The organism is Solidesulfovibrio sp. DCME, from assembly GCF_049995385.1.
Taxonomy (GTDB): domain Bacteria; phylum Desulfobacterota; class Desulfovibrionia; order Desulfovibrionales; family Desulfovibrionaceae; genus Solidesulfovibrio.
Genome location: NZ_CP188261.1, coordinates 754,058 through 774,203, shown reverse-complemented (window position 1 = coordinate 774,203; position 20,146 = coordinate 754,058). Strand labels below are relative to the sequence as shown.

Below are 20,146 nucleotides of genomic sequence, written 5' to 3'. Positions count from 1 at the left end.
GGAGCCTTCCTCCTAATAGCCTTTGAACGGGTTCGGGCCGATGGCGAGGACCATTTCCATGAACTGGTCGATCATGTCCGGGACCTTGTCGTATTCGTCGATGGCCACCTGGTACTGCTCGACGCGCTCGGGCTCGACGCCAAGGCGCTTGAGCGACTCGGCGATGTTCTCCTTGCGGCGGTTGCAGATCTCGGAGCCCTTGACGAAGTGGCACTGGTAGTCGTCGCCGTACTTGCAGCCCAGCAGCATGACGCCGTCGACGCCCTTGCTCATGGCGTCGGCCACCCAGATGGCGTTGACCGAACCCAGGCAGCGCACGGGGATGATGCGCACGTAGGGGCTCCACTTCTTGCCGCGAAGGGCCGCCATGTCGAGCGCCGGATAGGCGTCGTTCTCGCAGGCCAGGATCAGCACGCGCGGCCCGCCCTGGTCGATGCGCGGCGGAATCTCGCACTCGCGGATCATGGAGCCGATCATGTCGATGTTGTAGTTGTCAAAGGAGATGACACGCTCGGGGCAGGCGCCCATGCAGGTGCCGCAGCGGCGGCAGCGCGTGGGGTTGGGCTTGGGCGTGCCCTTCTCGTCGTCGTCCAGGGCGCCGAACGGGCATTCCTCGGTGCAGCGTTTGCACTGGGTGCAGCGCACGAAGTTGAAGACCGGGTAGGACAGGTCGCCCGAACGGGGATGCACGGCCACGCCCCGGCTGGCCGATTCGATGCACTGGATGGCCTTGAGCGCGGCACCGTTGGCGTCTTCCTTGGCCTGGGCCATGGTCATGGGCTGGCGCACGCAGCCGGCGGCGTAGATGCCGGTGCGGCGGGTCTCGTAGGGGAAGCAGATGTAGTTCGAGTCGGCGAAGCCGTCGAACAGGCCCAGGTCCGGGAAGGCCGGGCCCTGGCGGTAGAGCAGGTTGATGGTCGGGTCGAGCGCCGTGGCCGGCACCAACCCGGTGGGCAGGACGACCAGGTCGACGGCCAGGGTGATGTCCCCGCCAAGGAGCGTGTCCTTGGCCGCGATCACCAGGCTCGTTCCTTCCTGGGTCACCCCCGTCACCGTGCCCTTGGTGAGCATGACACCGGGGTTGTCCTGAGCGGCGCGGTAGTAGCGCTCGTTGATGCCCGGGACCATCATGTTGTCGTAGATGATCATGGCCACGGCGTCGGGGAGCTTTTCCCGGACGTAGTTGGCCTGTTTGAGCGCGACCAGGCTGGTCAGCTCCGAGGAGTAGGCCAGGTGCTTGGGCGTGGTCAGGGGGGTGAAGGCCGGCGCGGCTTCGGCCTCGCCGTCCTTTTTCTCGGCCGGCTTGGCGTCCTCGGCCGGGATGTCGGCCACAGCCGCCTGGGTCGCCGCTTCCATGAGCTTGGTCACGTCCACGACGAAGGCGACCGAGGACGGCGCCTTGCCGTCGGAGGGCCGCTTGATGTCGCCGGCCTTGACCATGGCCTCGAACTCGGCCGCGGTCACGACGTTTTGCAGCTTGCCGTAGCCGAAGGGGGCCAGGGCCGCCGTATCCATGGGCGCCCAGCCCGCGGCCAGGACCACCGAGCCCACGGGCACGGTTTCTTCCTTGCCGCCCGAGGCCAGGGTGGCCTCGTACATGGCCGGCGCGCCGGCAAGCAGCTTGAGGGTGGTGCCGAGCTTCACCGTGATCTTGGAGTTGCCCGAAACCAGCCCGATCAGGCGATCGATGCCGGTGTCCGTGGCTTCCAGGTAGGGGTAGCTCATGGGGAAGGTCTTGTAGAGGCCGGCCGCCCGGCCGCCGAGTTTGCCTTCCTTTTCCACCAGGATGACGTTCGAGCCGGCCCCGGCCGCGGCCAGGGCGGCGGTCATGCCGGTGAAGCCGCCGCCGAGGACCAGGATGGTCTTGACCGTTTCCGGCACCTCGGGGTTGGGCTTGTTCATCTTCTTGAGCTTGACCACGCCCATGCGCAGGTAGTCGCGGACCATGGACTGCAGTTCGGCCGGAACGGGCCCGCCGGCGGCGACCGGCGAACCGTCGGGGTTCTTGTAGGCCAGGGTCACGAACTCGCGCAGGTTGACGCGCTCGACCAGAACCTTGTCGCCGAAGGTGAAGACGTCCCAGTCCACCCGGGGCGAGGTGCCGCAGATGAGCACGGCGTCGATGTCGCCGCCGTCCACGTCGGCCTTGATCATGGCCAGGCCGTCGGGGCTGGACAGCCGCTTGTGGGATTTGACGATGGGGCAGGCCCCGCCGCATTTTTCCTTGACGAACGCGACCAACTCCTCAGCGGAAAGAAGCGGGGCGACGCTGGATTCGTCGATATACACACCGATTTTTTCGGCCATCGCCGCTACCTCCCTCTCACCGAAGCGATTGCTTTCATGGCCGCGCCGGTCGCCGACTGGGCCGACTTCATGACGTCAAGGGGCGTGGCGGCGCAACCGGCGGCGAAGATACCCTTCTCCTCGCCACCCACGATAAAGCCCATCTCGTCCACGGGCACGTCGACCGGCAGGCGTTCGCCGCTGATGCTCGGCTGCATGCCGGTGGCCAGCACCACCAGTTCGAAGCGGTTGTCGGACTTGATGCCCGAAACCGCGTCTTCCACGGTGAGGATGACGTCGCCGGTACCGGCGTCCTCGGCCACGGCGGCCACCTTGCCCTTGACCGCATTGATCCGCTCGTCGGCCAGGATGCGCTTGGCGAAGTTGTCGTAGCGGCCCGGGGTGCGCAGGTCGATGTAGTAGATGGTCACGCGGGCGTCGGGGTAGGCCTCGCGGACGTAGGCGGCCTGCTTGAGCGAGGCCATGCAGCAGATGTAGGAGCAGTAGTTGAGGTGGTTTTCGTCGCGCGAGCCAGCGCATTGCACGAAAGCCACGGAGCGCGGGGCCTTGCCGTCCGAGGGGCGCACGATCCTGCCGCAGGTGGGGCCGCTCGGGGAGGCCAGGCGCTCGAGCTGCATGTTGCTGACGCAGTTGGCGATTTCCCCGGCGCCCAGATTGGTCAACCGGGTGACGTCGTAGGGCTTCCAGCCGGTGGCGTAGACGATGGAGCCGACCGTCAGGACGACTTCCCTGGGGGCGTCGTCGAGGTTGATCACATCGGCGCCGGACAGGGCCTCCAGGTCTTCCTTGGTGCAACGTTCCTTGTCCAGGACGTAGCGGTTGGGGAAGGCGAAGGGGACGTCCATGTACAGGGCCTTGCGCTGGCCGAGCCCGAACTCGAAATCGCTGCTGACGTCCTTGGAAAGCTTCCTGGCGGCCTCGGACAGGTCGACGCTGCCGGGTTCGACGAAGCGGGGCTTGATTTTCACGGTGACTTCGTAGTCGCCGGCCTTGCCCGTGACCTTGGTGACCTCGGCCAGGGTGAAGAATTTGACGTTTTTATTGTTTTTTATGCGCTGGAACTGGATTTCCAGACCGCAGGACGGGGGGCACAGCTTGGGGAAATATTTGTTGAGCTGCATCACCCGGCCGCCGAGAAACGGATTTTTCTCGACGATGTAGACCTCGTGGCCGACTTCCGCGGCTTCGAGCGCGGCGGTAATGCCGCTGAAGCCGCCGCCGACGACCAGTATCGCGTTGCTTCCCATCGCAACCTCCCGGCAATGGTTAAGGCCAGCAAGAAAACGGCCTGATCCGCGAGGATAGACCGCCCCCGCCGCAGGCGTCGTAGCACGGTCCATCCGCCCGGGTAAGACCGTTAAAAAGCGGCCGCGGGGAGAACCCCGCGGCCGCTCTGGTCAATCCCTATTGAGCGTCGGGAATGATCTGGTAGTAGGCCTTCTTGAAGACCTGGGTCTCCTTGGTGGCCGGGTTGTACTTGGAGTTGACGAAGCACTTCCACTTGCTGTCGTCCAGGCCCAGGAAGTCGCCGCGGTAGTAGAAGCCCGGGTAACGGGTCTCTTCGCGGAAGGAGATGTGGGTCATGTGCAGGCGGACGGTCCACAGGCGGTGGTACTGTTCCCAGCAGCGCATCAGTTCGTGCAGGTCGCGGGCGGCCAGCTTCTGGCTGTCCTCTTCCAGGTACTGCAGCAGCTGGAAGCCGGTGTCGAGCAGGGTCTTGGAGGTCGTGTACAGGGTGGCGCAGCCTCCGCCGTACTCGTCCGTGCACTTCACCAGGCGCATCATGAAGTTGTGCGGGGTGATGTAGGCCGGGTTGACGACCGGGTCGGTGGAGAGGCCGACGTTGGCCTTGTAGGTTTCCCAGGGCTGGTAGATCTCTTTGGCCAGGTCGGCGGCGGAGACGGCCAGGGCGGGCTTGAAGTCCTTGTGGTCGACGACCCAACGGACCATCTGCTTGCCGGCGATGCGGCCCTCGGCGTGGGAGCCCGAGGAGAACTTGTGGCCGGAGGCGCCGACGCCGTCAGCGCAGGTCCACAGGCCGTTGACCGTGGTCATGCGGTTGTAGACTTTGCCGTTGTCGGCCTTGACTTTGTACTCTTCCGGCACCCAGGCTTCGTCCGGGCCGGAGACCCAGATGCCGCAGCAGCCGGAGTGGGAGCCGAGCAGGTAGGGCTCGGTCGGCATGATCTCGGAGCCCTTCTTCTCGGGCTCGGTATCGGTGCAGGCCCAGAGGTTGGCCTGGCCGACGCACATGTCGAGGAAGTCTTCCCAAGCCTCGGACTCGAGGTGCTTCTGCTGCTCGGGGGTCAGGTTGGCGAAGGTGGCCTGGAGGGCGCCGGCGGTATCCATGTAGATCGGGCCGCGGCCTTCGCGCATTTCACGCAGCATCATGTGGTTACGCAGGCAGGTCGGGATGATGTGACCCTTGGCGTAGCCGCGATCCTCGTAGGGCTTGAGCATGGCCTTGTTGGTGGCGCAGTAGTCTTCGCCCTTGGCGTTGGTGGCCTTGGCCTTGAACAGCAGGAACCAGGCGCCGACCGGGCCGTAACCGTCCTTGAAGCGGGCGGGGACGAAGCGGTTTTCCATCATGGTCATTTCGGCGCCGACCTGAGCGCACATGGTGTAGGTGGAGCCGGAGTTCCACACCGGGTACCAGGCGCGGCCCATGCCTTCACCGGTGGAGCGGGGGCGGTACACGTTGACCGCGCCGCCGCAGGCCACCAGGATGGCGTTGGCCTTGAAGACGTAGACCTTGTTTTCGCGGGTGGAGAAGCCGACCGCGCCGGCGATGCGGTTGGGCTGATTGGCGTCGAGCAGCAGCTTCACGATGAAGACGCGCTCCATGTAACGGTCCTGGCCCAGGGCGTTTTTCGCGGCTTCGGCCACGATGCACTTGTAGGACTCGCCGTTGATCATGATCTGCCAGCGGCCGGAGCGGACGGGCTTGGCGCCGGTGCGCAGGGACACGCCCTTTTCCTTGGACTGGGCGCCGTCCAGGTTGTGGCCGTGCTCGTCCTTGGTCCAGCAGGGCAGGCCCCACTCTTCGAACAGGTGGACGGAGTCGTCGACGTGACGGCCGACGTCGAAGATCAGGTCTTCGCGGACCAGGCCCATCAGGTCGGTGCGGACCATGCGGACGTAGTCGTCGGGGATGTTCTCGCCGATGTAGGTGTTGATGGCGGACAGGCCCTGGGCCACGGCGCCGGAGCGCTCGAGGGCGGCCTTGTCGACCAGCATGATGCTGATCCCGCCGATCTTGTCGGCCCAGCGGCAAACCTCGTAAGCGGCGCCGCAGCAGCCCATGCCGCCGCCGACCAGGAGAATGTCAACGTCTTTTTCAATCAGTTCCGGCTCGGCAAGGGCAACGCCTTTGGGCTCGTCCTTCACGGGAATCGTCGGCATGATATAATTCCTCCGTAGGGTGGATGGATGGCGATCGGGTTAGAATCCGAAGACTACTTGCAGAAGCCGTCGAGCCAGCACTGGACGGTGTCCATGCCGGTGACGTCGAACTTCTTGCCCAGGGCTTCCTTGGGAGTGGCCAGGGCGGTCTCGGTGAACAGCAGCTCGTCGTCCAGGTTGGCGCCCTCGGGTTTGCCCTCGTACGGCTTGATGGAGCCTTCCGGGGTGGTGCGGATGGGGAACTTGAAGCGCTTGATGTTGCCGTTGCGGAACTTCACGGTCCACATGATGGAGTCGGCCGAGCGCATGGGGATGGACGTGCCGCCCATGGGAGCGAAGTCGGCGTACGGACGGGCGGAGATGGCGCCCTGGGGGCAGATCTTCACGCAGGAGTAGCATTCCCAGCAAGCGGACGGCTCCTGGTTGAAAGCGCGCATTTCCTGAGGATCCAGAATCATCAAATCATTGGGGCAAATGTACATGCACGCGGTCTTCTCACCGCCTTTGCATCCGTCACACTTGCTCGGATCCACAAAGGTAGGCATAGTTCGTCCTCCAAACGTTTGAGTTGTTGTACACCCAGCGCCCAATCCAAAAGAGCTAAACGCCTTGGCGCGACAGGACATCCGCGCGCCGGATTGGCAACGCTGCTCGCGTCGCCGCTGCCGGCCTGTCCTCGCGCCGGCGTCGCTTGGTGCCGACACCGAGAACAAGTCGCCGGGGCCGCGGGGCCAATTCCGCCCCGGCCCGCCCATTCGGCGGGCAACGCCCCGGTATCGCTACCGTTTAAGACCTGCCAGCGGATAGCTTGTGACTGATTTAACAAGCACCGCAAGCCGCGTCAAGGGGAAAGTTCTTTTTTTCACGTCCCCCGCCACGCCGTGCAAAACACCCCTCCCGGTCCTCACCCACGAACCGGTCGCACGTAAAAAAAACTGGTGGCAACCCCCACACTAGCAGCCTCCACCACGCCGTGCAAGCCCTTTTCCCCCTTTTCCCCGATTCCTCGCCCAACCGCCCGCCCCTTGTGACTTTTCAGACATATCCCTACCCGGACGGTTCCCCCGGCCGGCCGGAGGGCGCCACCGCCTCCCCCTCACGAAAAACCCCTTGACAACTTCCCGCCGGCCCGCGTAGCTCTTCTGCCATGCAATCCCTCGCCAACCTGACCGCCGGTTTTTATTTTTGGTTCTGGTTTAGCCACGCCCGTGGTCAGGGAGGGGTGCGGTCGAATTAGATCACCGCAACGAGCCACTCCAGGGCCGCGGGCTTCACGCCGGCGGCCCTTTTTGTTTCCCGACGTCGGCGTCCGCTCCGGGGAGGCCAAACCGCAAGGAGACCGTCATGCTGCTTGGGAAAGCCGTCCGCCTCGAACGCATCTTCAACCGCAACACCCACCGCGCCATCATCGTCCCCATGGACCACGGCGTCACCGTCGGCGCCATCGCCGGCCTCATCGACATGCGCGACGCCGTCAACCAGGTGGCCGAGGGCGGCGCCAACGCGGTGCTCATGCACAAGGGCCTGCCCCGCTGCTCCCACCGCGGCCGCGGCCGCGACGTCGGCCTGATCATCCATCTTTCGGCCTCCACCTCGCTGTCCCCCTACCCCAACGCCAAGACGCTCGTGGCCACGGTCGAGGACGCCATCAAACTTGGCGCCGACGGCGTGTCGCTGCACATCAACCTCGGCGACGAAACCGAGCGCGACATGCTCAGCCACCTGGGCGAGATCACCTCCCGGGCCGCCGACTGGGGCATGCCCGTCCTGGCCATGGTCTACGCCCGCGGCCCCAAGGTGCAAAACGAGTACGACCCCGACGTGGTGGCCCACTGCGCCCGGGTCGGCACCGAGATCGGCGCCGACGTGGTCAAGGTCCCCTACACCGGCGACATCGAATCCTTCACCCGTGTGACCGAAGCCTGCTGCATCCCGGTGGTCATCGCCGGCGGCCCGAAAATGGACAACGACCGCGACCTGCTGCAAATGGCCCACGACTCGGTCCAGGCCGGCGGCTCGGGCCTGTCCATCGGCCGCAACATCTTCCAGCACCGCCAGCCCGCCCGCATCGTCCAGGCGTTGCACGGCATCGTGCACCTCGACTGGGAAGTCGACCAGGCCCTCGAACTGCTCAAGGACTAGTCATGTCAAAAGAAATCTGGCTCAAGGCGATCCCGTTCGACAAAAAGCTCGTCACCCTCGGCCTCGAATCCGGCGTGGACGGATTCGTGGCCGAGCCCGGGGACGCCGACAAGATCCTGGCCCTGGGCCGCACCAAGGTCATGACGCCCGAGGAGTTCGAACTGCTCCCCATCTGCTGCAAGGACGACGAGGGCACGGCCGTGGCGGCGCTGAAGGGCTGCCGGCCGGTCTTTCTGGCCGCCGGCTGGGAGATCATCCCGGTGGAGAACATCCTGGCCTGCACCGAGGGGCTGGGGCTCGAGTGCGAGAGCCTCGACCGGGCCCGCCTGGCCGCCGGCGTGCTGGAGCGCGGCGCCGACCGCCTGCTCGTCACCCCCGAGGCGGCGTGCGACCTCAAAACCATCGTCAATGAACTGAAACTCTCCCAGGGCACCATGGAACTGACCCCGGCCACCGTCACGGCCATCGAGCACGCCGGCCTCGGCCACCGGGTCTGCGTGGACACCACCAGCATCCTCAAGACCGGCGAAGGCATGCTCGTCGGCAACTCCTCGGCCTTTACCTTCCTGGTCAACGCCGAAACCGAGTCCAACCCCTACGTGGCCGCGAGGCCCTTTCGCGTAAACGCCGGCGCGGTCCACGCCTACTGCCAGATGCCCGGGGACAAGACCCGCTACCTGGAGGAACTGGCCGCCGGCAGCGAGGTACTCGTGGTCGGCCACACCGGCGCCACCAAGACCGCCGTGGTCGGCCGGGTCAAGACCGAGATCCGGCCCATGCTGCTTATTACCGCCGAGGTCGCGGGCGTTACCGGGAAAATCTTCCTGCAAAACGCCGAGACCATCCGGCTGGTCACGCCCGAGGGCAAACCGGTCAGCGTCGTGACGCTTACGGTCGGCGATCAGGTGCTCGTACGCACCGACGTGGCCGGCCGCCATTTCGGCATGCGCATCACCGAAGACATCAAGGAAGGCTAGGATGCCCCCGGAGACGAAAGACGATCACGCCACCATCGCCCCGGGGTCCCTGGAAGAGGCGCTGCTGGGATTGCGCCACGGCATCGACGCCCTGGACGACCAGATCCTTAAGCTGCTCAACCGCCGGGCGGCCCTGAGCCTCGAGGTCGGGCGCAAGAAGGACGGCCGCCACAGCGCCGTGTTCAAGCCCTTCCGCGAGCGGGAAGTGCTGGCCCGGCTCTCCGACGCCAATCCCGGCCCCCTGCCCACGGCCCATCTGCTCTCCATCTACCGCGAGATACTCTCCTCCTCGCGCCGGCTCCAGCGCCCCGAACGCGTGGCCTACCTCGGCCCGGAAGGCACGTTTTCCCACTTCGCGGCCATGGCCGCCCTGGGCCATTCCCCGGACTTCCTGCCCCAGGCCACCATCCCCGACGTCTTCGGCGCCGTGGCCGGCAAGCGGGCCGACCTCGGCATCGTGCCCCTGGAAAACTCCCTCCAGGGCACCATCGGCCAAAGCCTCGACAACTTCCAGATCCACGACGTCTTCATCCAGGCCGAGATCTCCTGCCGGGTCAGCCACGCCCTGCTGTCCACGGAAACGGGCCTGGGCGACGTGGACACCGTCTATTCCCATCCCCAGCCCCTGGCCCAATGCGCCGGCTGGCTCAAGGCCCACCTGCCCAAGGCCAAGGTCATCCCCACCGACTCCACCGCCGCCGCCGCCGCCCTGGTGGCAGGCACCCCCCGCGTCGCGGCCATCGGCCACACCCGCCTGGCCGCCATGCATGCCCTGCGCGTCCTGGCCGCGCCCATCGAGGACCTGCCCGACAACTGGACCCGGTTTTTCATCATCGGGCCGGAAGACACCAAGCAGCAGACCCGTGAGAAGACCTCGATTCTCTTCACCGTGCCCAACCGCCCGGGCGCCCTGTACCAGGTGCTGTCCCACCTGGCCGGGGAAGGCATCAACCTGACCAAGCTCGAATCGCGCCCCATTCGCGGCGAGAAATGGCAGTACTTCTTTTTCGCCGACCTGCAATGCGACCTCACGCGCGAGGAGTACCGCAAGCTCCTGGCGACGCTTACGGAACAGACCCACAGCCTGCGCATCCTGGGCTGCTACCCGGCCGGCCGCCAGATCGACCTGGCCGACGGCGACGTGGACACGCCCCAATAACCTGGCCTGGGCGGGCCGGGGAAACGCCCCGCGCCCGCCCAGCCGAACCAAAGGACCCGACATGCCGACCGTCGCCGCGCCGCCCTCCAAATCCTTCTCCCACCGGGCCGTCATCGCCGCCAGCCTGGCCAAGGGAACCAGCCGCGTCACCGGGCTGCTCGACAGCCACGACATTGCCCGCACCCGCGACTGCATGGCGGCCATGGGCGCGGCGTTCCATCCCCAGTCCGACGGCTCGCTGATCGTCTCTGGGGTGGCCGGCCGGCCCCAGGGCGGCGACCCGGAACTCGGCGACGCCGCGCTCCTGGCCGTGGGCGAATCCGGCACCACCTGCCGGCTGCTGGTGGCCGTGGCCGCCGCCGGCCGGGGCGTTTTCGACGTGCGCGGCGAGGGCCGCATGCACGACCGGCCCATCGGCGAACTCGTCCGGGCCTTGCTGCCCCTTGGCGTCGAGATCCTCTATCTGGAGAAATCCGGCTGCCCGCCCCTGCACATCGCCACGAAAGGCCTTTGCGGCGGCGAAACCGCCATCAGCCTGGAGGAAAGCTCCCAGTACCTGTCCGGCCTGCTTTTGGCCGCGCCGCTCGCCGCCGCGCCGCTGACCATTCATATTTCCGGCCAAAAGACCGTTTCCTGGCCCTACGTCGCCATCACCCTGTCGGTGCTCGACGATTTCGGCGTGCCCTTCGCCGTGGAAACCCGCCACGGCGACAGTTGGAAAAAAGCCGACTGGCGCAAGCTGACCGACGTCGTGCCGGGCGGCACGCGGTTCGTCATGCGCCCGGCCGCCTACACCCCCCGGGAGCACGCCGTGGAAGGCGACTGGTCGAGCGCCTCCTATTTCCTGGCCGCCGGGGCCGTGGGCCGCGCGCCCGTGACCGTCACCGGCCTGCGCCCCGACTCCCTCCAGGGCGACCGGGCCATGCTGGACATCCTGGCCGCCATGGGCGCGCGCATCGACGTCTCGCCCGAGGGCGTGACCGTGCTGCCGAGCGGGCTGACCGGCTGCGAACTGGACATGATCCGCTGCCCGGACCTGGTGCCGACCGTGGCCGTAGCCGCCTGCTTCGCCTCGGGCGAAACGGTCATCCGCAACGTCGCCCACCTGCGCCTCAAGGAGTCCGACCGCATCGAGGCCGTGGCCGAAAACTGCACCCAGGCCGGCGCCGTCGTCACCACGCTCCCCGACGGCCTGCGCATCAAGCCAAAGCCCCTTCGCACCGACCAGCGCGTGGAATTTTCCGCCTTCGGCGACCATCGGCTGGCCATGTCCGCCGCCCTGTTCGAACTGGCCGGCATCGACGTGGTCCTCGACAACCCCGGCTGCGTGGCCAAGTCGTTCCCGACCTTCTGGGAGAAATGGGAAACGATGGAAAAGTGAGTGAAGACTGGGGCGCTGCCCCAGGCCCCGCCGGGGGGCATGATGCCCCCCGAACCCCCTCGACAGGGTAAAATAGAATCCTCGCAAGTAAAGGTTGCTATGCCGCATACGAACAATAATGCGAACACCTTGCCCCCCCCGGAAGGAGTTTTTGGGGGAGAAGGGGGCTCGGGGGAAGAACCCCCTTTTTGCAAAAAGGGGGTTCTTCCCCCGAATTCCGCTTTCGCCTCCATCAACTCCCTGGCCTTGGTCGGGGCGCGGGGAGGCATGGGCAAGATCATCGCGACGCGATGCCGCGAGGCCGGCATCGACGTCCGGGAACTGGACCGGCCGCTGACCGAGGAGAAGCTCGCCGCTGCCATCGCCGGCGCGGACATGGTGCTCGTGTCCGTGCCCGTCTACGCCACGGCCGAAGTGGCCGCCCTGGTCGCCCCCTGCATGGACGGCCGGCAAATCCTGGCCGACGTCGGCTCGGTCAAGACCCTGCCCATCGCCGGCATGACGGCTCATTACGCCGGCCCGGTCGTCGGCACCCATCCCCTGTTCGGCCCGGCCCCAGGCCCCGACGACGCCCTGCGCGTGGCCGTCATGGACGGCCGGCCCGGCGCGGACGCCTGGGCGACCGAAGCCGTGGCCGCCTGGTGCGCGCGTATCGGATTTACGCCCTTTGCCTCCACCGCCGAGGAGCACGACAAGGCGGCCGCCTATGTCCAGGGGCTCAATTTCATCACCACCCTGGCCTACCTGGCGGCGCAGTCCGCCGGCGGCGAGGTCCAAAACTACCTGACGCCGTCGTTTACCCGGCGGCTGACCGCGGCCGAAAAGCTCATCACCAAGGATGCGGCGCTTTTCACGGCCCTTTTCGAGGCCAATCCGTACAGCCACGAGGCCGTGCGCAATTTCCGCAGTTTCCTCAATCTCGCCGTGGGCGGCGACGTGGACCTGCTCGTTCGCCGCGCCGAGGCGTGGTGGACCGCCGAGACGGCAAAAAAGGACAATCCATGAGCGCGATTTCGCTACGGCAGGAAGGGACGTGGCTGCCGGCCGACGTCCAGACGCCCATCAGCCTCTTTCTGGGGCTTGTGGGCGAGCGGCCCGGCATCCTTCTGGAAAGCGCCGAGGTGGACGGCAGGCTTGGCCGCTACAGCCTCATCGCCTGGGATTTCCGGCTGCGCCTGCGCCTTAGGGACGGCAAGCTCGACGTCAGCTCCCGCGACGCCCGTTTGAACGCCCTGGAGCGCTACACCGGCCAGGGCTTCATGGAGGGCATGCGCGGCCTCCTGGCCGACCTCAAGGTCCTGCCGCCCGAGGGCTTCGCCGACGTGCCGCCGATCACCCGCTCGCTGGTGGGCTATTTCGGCTACGGCCTGGCCGGCATCTTCGAGCCCAAGCTGGCCAAGGTGCTGCCGCCCGAGGAGGCCGAGTTCTGCCTGGTGCTGCCCGGCCGGGTGGTGCTTTTTGACCACGTCAAGCACCGCTGCCTCCACCTGTCGCTGGACGAGGGCAAGAAGGCCAAGATCGAGTACGCCAACATCTTCGCGCCCATGGAGCGCCCCGAGATCGGCAAGGTGGTCAACCGCCCCGACGCCGAGGGCTACATGGACGCCGTGGCCGCCTGCAAGGACATGATCCGGGCCGGCGAGTGCATCCAGACGGTGCTGTCCACCCAGTTCAGCGCGCCCTTTTCCGGCAACCCCTTCGTGGTCTACCGGCGGCTGCGCCAGGTCAACCCCTCGCCCTACATGTTCTTCATGCGCCTGCCGCGCGTCACGCTTTTGGGCTCCTCGCCGGAACTGCTCATCCGCTGCCGCGACGGCGAGCTCACGACCTGCCCCATCGCCGGCACGCGGCCGCGCGGCAAGACGGCCGAGCACGACGACCGCCTGGCCGAGGAACTGCTGGCCGACCCCAAGGAGCGGGCCGAGCACGTCATGCTCGTCGACCTCGGCCGCAACGACCTCGGCCGCATGGCCGGGCCGGGCACGGTCAATGTCGAGAAATTCATGGCCGTGGAGCGCTTTTCCCACGTCATGCACATCGTTTCCTACGTGACGGCCAGGCTCAAGGCCGGCCTGGACGCCCTGGACGTGCTGCAATGCGCCTTCCCGGCCGGCACGCTCTCCGGCGCGCCCAAGGTGCGGGCCATGGAGATGATCGCCGACCTGGAAGAGCGGTTGCCGCGCGGCCCCTATGCCGGCTGCATCGGCTGGATCGGCCTGGACGAAGGCCATGTGAACCTGGATATGGGCATCACCATCCGCAGCCTGTGGATTCGCGACGGCATGGTCACCTGGCAGGCCGGGGCGGGGATCGTCTACGATTCCGATCCGGCCAAGGAATGGATGGAGTGCCAAAACAAGGCCCGGGTGATCGCCGAGGTGCTGGCGGCCAAGGAGGACGGCGATGTTTTTACTTATTGATAACTTCGATTCCTTCACCTTCAACGTGGTGCAGGCGTTCCAGCAGCTCGGCCACGACCCGGTGGTGAAAAAAAACGACGACCCGGAGATTCTGGAGCTGGCCGCCTCGGGCAAGCTGGAGAAGGTCTGCATCTCGCCCGGCCCGAGCAACCCGGTCAAGGCCGGGCTGTGTCTCCAATTTTTGGAGCATCTGCCCAAGGACACGCCGGTCTTCGGCATTTGCCTGGGCCATCAAATTTTGGGGCATTTCGCCGGCGCGCCGGTGGTCGTGGCCGACCGCATCATGCACGGCAAGACTTCCGACGTGTACCACCGCGAGGCCGGGCTTTTCGACGGCCTGCCCAACCCCTTCGAGGTCTGCCGCTACCATTCGCTGCTGGTGCTGGCGGCCAAGGCCCCAGAGAAGCTCGAAATCACGGCCTGGACCGAGCTAAACGAGGTCATGGGCCTGCGCTACCGCGACCGGCCTTGGGTCGGCGTGCAGTTTCACCCGGAATCGGTCTTCACGCCTGACGGCATGAAGCTGATCGCCAATTTCCCCGATAAAATCCTGTAAGGACCCATGCGCGTGAATACCGTCCCCGCCCTGCTCGAAAAAGCCAAGGAGAGCCTGCGCGCCGCCCGCCTGCTGGCCTCGGAGGGCCTTTTTGACTGCGCCATCAGCCGGGCCTACTTCATCATGCACTACGTGGCCGAGGCGTTCCTTTTGACCGTCAAGATCGACGTCCACGACCCCGACGCCGTGGTCGACGCCTTCGGCCAGCGCTTCGCCTTCACCCATGTCCTGCCGCCGGTCTTCCACCGCTGGCTCGTCGAGGCCGAGGAACTGCGCAACCGCGCCGACTTCGAAACCAACTTCTGCTTCACCGCCGAAGCCGTCGCCGAACAGATCGACCGGGCCAGGGCGTTCATGAACATGGCCCGCGAGGAACTGGCCGATTTCCCGCGCTAACCGCCCACGCACGAAAGGAGTTTCACCGTGGAAAAACATGTCGAATGCCTGGAGCTTCTCGCCATCGGCAAGGACCTGCCCAAGGAACTGGCCACCTACGCCTTCCGGGCCATGTACACCGGGGAAATGCCCGCTTCCTGCGTCGGCGCCTTCCTCATGGGCCTTAAGACCAAGGGCGAATGCGCCGTGGAAATCGCCGCCGGCGTGACCACCGCCCTGGAGGAAGCCCGCCTCGTCACGGGCCTTTCCGGCGCGCGCATCGACACCTGCGGCACCGGCGGCGACAACACCTGCTCGTTTAACTGCTCCACCGCCGTGGCGCTGTACCTCGCCGCCATGGGGCACGACGTGGTCAAGCACGGCAACCGGGCCGTCTCCAGCTCCTGCGGCAGCGCCGACGCCGTCGAGGCCCTGGGCTTCCCGCTCGTCGTCGAGCCCGATCAGGCCGCCGCCGAACTGGCCAAGCACCATTTCGTCTTTCTCTTCGCCCCCAACTACCACCCGGCCTTCAAACGCATCGGCCCCATCCGCAAGGAACTGGGCGTGCGCTCGCTTTTTAACCTGATGGGGCCGCTTTTAAACCCCGCCCGGCCCACCCATCAGCTGCTGGGCGTGCCCACCTCGCGCCACGTGCGGCTGATGGCCGAAGTCCTGGCGCTCACCGGCCTGCCCTGCGGCGCGGTCATCCACGGTGCCGGCGGTTTCGACGAACTCACACCCTTCGGCCCGGCCGACGTCTGCTGGCTGCGCGACGGCTGGCTCAAAAACGACCGCATCGACCCCGAAAGCCTGGGCATCCCCCCGCACAAGCCGGCCGAGGTCGTGGTCTCCGGCCGCGACGAAGCCGTGGCCGTGCTGCGCGACGTCCTGGCCGGCACCGGCAACCAGGCCATGCTGGACATGGTCGCGCTCAACCTCGGCTGCGCCCTGCACCTGCTCGAAGAGGGCCTGTCCCTCAAACAGGGCGTGGACAAGGCCCGCGACGCCATCGCTTCGGGCGTGGCCGCGAAATGCTTCAAGGACACCCTCCATGCTTGAGAAGTTCCGGGCCGCCCAGGCCCTGGCCATCAAACGCCTCAAGGAGCTCGAGGCGGCCGAGAAGCTGCCCCTGCCCTACGCCGGGCCGCGGCCGCCCTTCTCCGACGCCCTGCTCGCCGCCGCGCCCGGCGCGGTCATCGCCGAGTACAAGCGGGCCTCGCCGTCCAAAGGGGACATCAACCTGGGCCTGGCCCCGGAAGCAGTCGCGGCCATGTACGCCACCTCGGGCGCGGCGGCCATCTCGGTGCTCACCGAGGAGACCTACTTCAAGGGCTCCCTCTACTATCTGGAAGCCATAAGCGGCGTGGGCCTGCCCATGCTGCGCAAGGACTTCCTGCTCCATCCCCTCCAGGTGGTGGAGACCGCCGCCACCAAGGCCTCGGCGCTGCTGCTCATCGTGCGCATGCTCACCGACGACGAACTGGCCGAGATGCTGCGCCTGACCTACGACGCCGGCCTCGAAGCCGTGGTCGAGGTCTTCGGCGAGGACGACCTGCGCCGGGCCGAATCGGCCGGGGCGCGCATCATCCAGGTCAACAGCCGCGACCTGGACACGCTGACCACGGACCTCGGCGTGGCCCGGCGCCTGGCCGCCCATAAACGCCCCGGCCGCATCTGGATCGCCGCCAGCGGCATCGCCGCGCGCTCGGACGTCCTGGAAATGGCCAGCCTCGGCTACGACGCCGTGCTGGTCGGCACCTCGCTCATGGACGGGGCCGACCCCGGCGCCGCCCTGGCCCGGTTGACCGGAAAGGCGGACTGACATGGCCGACATACTGGTCAAAATCTGCGGCATGACCCGCCCCGAGGACGTCCTCGGTTGCACCGAGGCCGGGGCCGACCTGCTCGGGTTCATCTTCGCCGCCAAAAGCCCGCGTTGCGTGACGCCCAAGCAGGCCGCCGCCCTGCCGCGCACGGCCGCCAAACGGGTGGGCGTCTTCGTCGAGCAGCCCCTGGACGCAGTGCTGGCCATCATGGAGACGGCCGACCTGGATTTCGCCCAGCTCCACGGCAGCCAGGACGAAGCCTTCTGCCGCGCCTTGGGACCGGATCGTGTCATCCGCGCCTTCTGGCCCAAAAAGCACCCGGACCTTGCCGCGCTTGCCGCCGAAGTGGCACGCTTTGCCGGCGCGATCCGCTACGCCCTGCTCGACGCCGGCACCTCCGGCGGCGGCCACGGCGTGTCGCTGCCCTTTGCGCCCCTGGCCGATTTTTCCCCGCCCGTGCCCTGGCTTCTGGCCGGCGGCCTCGGTCCCCACAACGTGGCCGAGGCCCTCGCCCAGGCCAAGCCCCACGGCCTGGACCTCAACTCCGGCGTCGAGTCCTCCCCGGGGCTCAAGGACCTAGCCAAAGTCCGGAGGTCCCTTTGGGCCGTGAAGGGTGGATAGGAGAAGAGGAAGATCGGGGCGCCGCCCCGAACCCCGCCGGGGGCATGATGCCCCCCGGACCCCCTCGCCGGTTGGGGCGCGATCCGGCGGCGACGCGTCGCCGCCGGATCACGCCCCAACGGAAAGGGTTTCCGGAGGAATCCCGCGCACGTCGCGAAGCACTTGAAAGTTTTTTGGAAGGGGTCCGGGGAAACCTTTTTTTCAAAAAAGGTTTCCCCGACCGCCGGAGGCAACATCCCATGAAAAAAGGTTATTACGGCGACTTCGGCGGGCAGTTCGTGCCCGAGCTGCTCATGCCGCCGCTACTCGAACTCGAAGAGGCCATGCGCACCATCGTGCCGAGCGCCCCGTTCCAAAACGAACTCAACGCGCTGCTGGCCGATTACGTCGGCCGGCCCTCGCCGCTGTATCGCTGCCCGAACCTGTCCAAGGAACTGGGCTTCGACCTGTGGCTCAAGCGCGAGGACTTGAACCATACCGGCGCCCACAAGATCAACAACACCATGGGCCAGGGGCTTCTCACCAAGCACATGGGCAAGTCCGTGCTTTTAGCCGAGACCGGCGCAGGCCAGCACGGCGTGGCCACGGCCACGGCCGCGGCCATGCTCGGCCTTGGCTGCGTCGTCTACATGGGCGCCGAGGACGTCGAGCGCCAATCCCACAACGTCAAGCGCATGAAGCTGCTCGGCGCCGAGGTCGTGCCCGTCCAGTCCGGCACCAAAACGCTCAAGGATGCCATCAACGCGGCGCTGCGCTACTGGATCGCCGAGCAGCGCACCACCCACTACTGCTTCGGCACGGCCGCCGGCCCTCATCCCTTTCCGCTGCTGGTGCGCGAGTTCCAGGCCGTCATTTCCCGCGAGGCCCGGACCCAGTGCCTGGACAAGATGGGCCGGCTACCGGACTACGTCGTGGCTTGCGTGGGCGGCGGGTCCAACGCCATCGGCATGTTCCACCACTTCGTGCCCGACGAAAAAGTGAAACTCATCGGCGTGGAGGCCGGCGGCACGGGCGAGCCCGGCTGCTACCACTCGGCCCCCATCAGCCTCGGCACACCGGGCGTGCTCCACGGCATGCGCACCATGCTGTTGCAAACCCGGGAAGGCCAGATCGAGCCGTCCCATTCGGTCTCGGCCGGCCTCGACTATCCCGGCGTCGGCCCGGAACACGCCCACCTGGGCGCCACCGGCCGGGTGCGCTACGACATCGCCGTGGACAGCCAGGCGCTGGCCGCCTTCGAGGCCCTGTGCCGCCGCGAGGGCATCATCCCGGCGCTGGAAAGCTGCCACGCCGTGGCCTGGGTGCTCGCCCACGCAAGCGAGATCCCCAAGGGGGCACAGGTGGTGGTCTGCCTGTCCGGCCGGGGCGACAAGGACCTGGGCATCATCGAAGCCTACGAGCGCAAGGGAGGGGCCAGCGCATGAATCCGTCCATCCTGACCACGCGCGTCATGGAGGCGCTGGCGGCCGGCCGCAAGGCGCTCATTCCGTTTCTCCCGGGCGGCTTCCCGGACAAGGACCGGTTTTTCGACGAACTCGACGCCCTCGATGCCGGCGGCGCGGACATTATCGAAATTGGCGTGCCCTTTTCCGATCCCGTGGCCGACGGCCCGGTGGTGGAGCGGGCCTCGCTGTCGTGCCTTCTCAACGGCACCTGCCTGTCCTGGCTTCTGGGCGAGCTTTCGCGCCGCAAGGGCCGCTACAAGGCCGGGCTCGTGCTCATGGGCTACTACAACCCCTTTCTCCAGTACGGCCTGGAGGCGCTTGCCGCCGACGCGGCCGAGGCCGGGGTGGCGGGCTTCATCGTGCCCGACCTGCCCCTGGAGGAAGCCGGCCCCATGGCCGAGGCCCTAGGGACACACGGCCTGGACCTCATTCCCCTGGTCGGGCTCAACACCTCCGAGGAGCGCCTGGCCGCCTACGCCAAAAACGCCCGAGGCTTCGTCTACTTCGTGTCCGTGCTCGGCACCACCGGCATGCGCGAAACGCTGCCGGCCGAGATCGTCGAGCGGCTCAAGGTCGTGCGCCGCCTCTTCGGCGTGCCCGTGGCCCTGGGATTTGGCATCAAATCCCCCGAGCAGCTGACCGCCTTCGGCGACCTCGTCGACGCCGTGGTCTTCGGCTCGGCGCTGATCGCCCATATCGAGGACGGCGGCACGGCCGCCTCCTTCATGGAACGCTGGCGCGGCTGACCCTTCCGATACGGGCGGCCCCTCGGCCCGGCCGCATCCCGCGATCACACGGCGGGACGCGACCCGGTGCCGACCGGGCCTTCGGGCTCCCGGCCGGCATGCGACCCGGCCGGGAGGCCCTCCCCTGTCGCGGGAAACCGCCATGCACACCCCGACCTACGCCGTTTACCTCGTGACGCTCACCGCCAGCATGCTGACCCCCGGGCCGGCCATGCTCCAAGCCCTGACGCTCGGCATGCGCCACGGCTGCCGGCCGGTGGCCTTCGTGGCCCTTGGCAACGTCTGCGCCACGGTGCTGCAAATCCTCATCGCCCTCTACGGGCTGTCCCTGCTGTCCGCCACCCCGTGGCTGTTGCGCGCGGCCGGTGCCGCCGGCGCGGGGTATGTCGCCTGGCTGGGGCTTGGCCTGTGGCGGGCCTCGGCCCGGGACGTCGCCGCCGACGGCCCGGCCCAACGCCCTTCGGCCCTGGCCCTGGCCGCCCAGGGGGCGGGGGTGGCCGCGGTCAACCCCAAGGCCTGGGGGTTTCTCGCGGCGCTGTTGCCCCCCTTTGCCGCCAGCGGCATGCCGGAGCTGCCCGAGGTGGCCCTTTTGGCCGCGCCCATTTTGCTGCTGGCCGGCGGCGGCATGCTGGCCTACGCCCGGTTCGGCGCCTTTCTGGCCGGGGCGCTGGGGACGCCGCGCGCGGCCAGGCGGGTTTTCCGGGCCTTGGCCGTGACGCTTTGGTGTTGCGCCGCCTGCTTCCTGGCTCGATAAACGCTGGTTGCCCCGGGGCATTTGGGGTATGGCTG

18 protein-coding genes are annotated in these 20,146 nt (G+C 67.2%); 14 read left to right on the top strand and 4 right to left on the bottom strand.

The window, feature by feature from the left end; all coding sequences use genetic code 11:
* Positions 1-12 precede the first annotated feature (12 nt).
* From ACP59X_RS03255 to aprB, 4 genes are all read right to left on the bottom strand, one after another.
* The gene (locus ACP59X_RS03255; protein ID WP_428565010.1) at positions 13-2,307 is read right to left on the bottom strand and encodes an FAD-dependent oxidoreductase; all 2,295 of its coding nucleotides are present in this window, start codon (positions 2,305-2,307) and stop codon (positions 13-15) included.
* 5 nt (positions 2,308-2,312) lie between these two features.
* A complete protein-coding gene (locus ACP59X_RS03250; RefSeq protein WP_428565008.1) occupies positions 2,313-3,554 on the bottom strand; it encodes a CoB--CoM heterodisulfide reductase iron-sulfur subunit A family protein in 1,242 nt (413 codons plus the stop codon).
* A 157-nt stretch (positions 3,555-3,711) separates the two neighbouring features.
* Positions 3,712-5,709: an adenylyl-sulfate reductase subunit alpha gene (gene aprA, locus ACP59X_RS03245; protein ID WP_428565006.1), complete on the bottom strand. Its 1,998-nt coding sequence runs from the start codon at positions 5,707-5,709 to the stop codon at positions 3,712-3,714.
* Between the two features lie 53 nt (positions 5,710-5,762).
* Positions 5,763-6,254, bottom strand: coding sequence for an adenylyl-sulfate reductase subunit beta (gene aprB, locus ACP59X_RS03240; RefSeq protein WP_428565004.1), 492 nt, complete (start codon positions 6,252-6,254; stop codon positions 5,763-5,765).
* 799 nt (positions 6,255-7,053) lie between these two features.
* Between aprB and ACP59X_RS03235 the strand changes: the two genes are divergently transcribed.
* The 14 genes from ACP59X_RS03235 to ACP59X_RS03170 all read left to right on the top strand — a co-directional run bounded on the left by ACP59X_RS03235 (position 7,054) and on the right by ACP59X_RS03170 (position 20,111).
* A complete protein-coding gene (locus tag ACP59X_RS03235) occupies positions 7,054-7,851 on the top strand; it encodes a 2-amino-3,7-dideoxy-D-threo-hept-6-ulosonate synthase (RefSeq protein WP_428565002.1) in 798 nt (265 codons plus the stop codon).
* A gap of 2 nt (positions 7,852-7,853) precedes the next feature.
* Positions 7,854-8,828, top strand: coding sequence for a 3-dehydroquinate synthase II family protein (locus ACP59X_RS03230; RefSeq protein WP_428565000.1), 975 nt, complete (start codon positions 7,854-7,856; stop codon positions 8,826-8,828).
* A 1-nt stretch (position 8,829) separates the two neighbouring features.
* Positions 8,830-9,987, top strand: a complete 1,158-nt coding sequence (gene pheA, locus ACP59X_RS03225; protein WP_428564998.1) for a prephenate dehydratase — start codon at positions 8,830-8,832, stop codon at positions 9,985-9,987.
* A gap of 61 nt (positions 9,988-10,048) precedes the next feature.
* Positions 10,049-11,368, top strand: coding sequence for a 3-phosphoshikimate 1-carboxyvinyltransferase (gene aroA / locus ACP59X_RS03220; protein WP_428564996.1), 1,320 nt, complete (start codon positions 10,049-10,051; stop codon positions 11,366-11,368).
* 99 nt (positions 11,369-11,467) lie between these two features.
* On the top strand, positions 11,468-12,373 hold the full coding sequence (locus tag ACP59X_RS03215) for a prephenate dehydrogenase/arogenate dehydrogenase family protein (RefSeq protein ID WP_428564994.1): 906 nt from the start codon (positions 11,468-11,470) through the stop codon (positions 12,371-12,373).
* A complete protein-coding gene (locus ACP59X_RS03210) occupies positions 12,370-13,788 on the top strand; it encodes an anthranilate synthase component I family protein (RefSeq protein WP_428564992.1) in 1,419 nt (472 codons plus the stop codon). The genes ACP59X_RS03215 and ACP59X_RS03210 overlap by 4 nt, the downstream gene beginning before the upstream one ends.
* The gene (locus ACP59X_RS03205; RefSeq protein WP_428564990.1) at positions 13,772-14,344 is read left to right on the top strand and encodes an anthranilate synthase component II; all 573 of its coding nucleotides are present in this window, start codon (positions 13,772-13,774) and stop codon (positions 14,342-14,344) included. The genes ACP59X_RS03210 and ACP59X_RS03205 overlap by 17 nt, the downstream gene beginning before the upstream one ends.
* Before the next feature lie 6 nt (positions 14,345-14,350).
* Positions 14,351-14,740 (top strand): HEPN domain-containing protein, encoded by a 390-nt coding sequence (locus ACP59X_RS03200; protein ID WP_428564988.1) that lies wholly within the window; start codon positions 14,351-14,353, stop codon positions 14,738-14,740.
* A gap of 27 nt (positions 14,741-14,767) precedes the next feature.
* Positions 14,768-15,778 carry an anthranilate phosphoribosyltransferase gene (trpD, locus tag ACP59X_RS03195; protein WP_428564986.1) on the top strand — a complete coding sequence of 337 codons (1,011 nt, stop codon included), beginning with the start codon at positions 14,768-14,770 and terminating at the stop codon, positions 15,776-15,778.
* The gene (locus ACP59X_RS03190; RefSeq protein ID WP_428564984.1) at positions 15,771-16,541 is read left to right on the top strand and encodes an indole-3-glycerol-phosphate synthase; all 771 of its coding nucleotides are present in this window, start codon (positions 15,771-15,773) and stop codon (positions 16,539-16,541) included. The genes trpD and ACP59X_RS03190 overlap by 8 nt, the downstream gene beginning before the upstream one ends.
* 1 nt (position 16,542) lies before the next feature.
* A complete protein-coding gene (locus ACP59X_RS03185; RefSeq protein WP_428564982.1) occupies positions 16,543-17,166 on the top strand; it encodes a phosphoribosylanthranilate isomerase in 624 nt (207 codons plus the stop codon).
* 239 nt (positions 17,167-17,405) lie between these two features.
* Positions 17,406-18,590, top strand: coding sequence for a tryptophan synthase subunit beta (gene trpB / locus ACP59X_RS03180; RefSeq protein ID WP_428564979.1), 1,185 nt, complete (start codon positions 17,406-17,408; stop codon positions 18,588-18,590).
* On the top strand, positions 18,587-19,357 hold the full coding sequence (gene trpA / locus ACP59X_RS03175; protein WP_428564976.1) for a tryptophan synthase subunit alpha: 771 nt from the start codon (positions 18,587-18,589) through the stop codon (positions 19,355-19,357). Before trpB ends, trpA begins: the two co-directional genes overlap by 4 nt.
* Before the next feature lie 142 nt (positions 19,358-19,499).
* A complete protein-coding gene (locus ACP59X_RS03170; RefSeq protein ID WP_428564973.1) occupies positions 19,500-20,111 on the top strand; it encodes a LysE family translocator in 612 nt (203 codons plus the stop codon).
* The last annotated feature ends 35 nt before the right edge of the window (positions 20,112-20,146 follow it).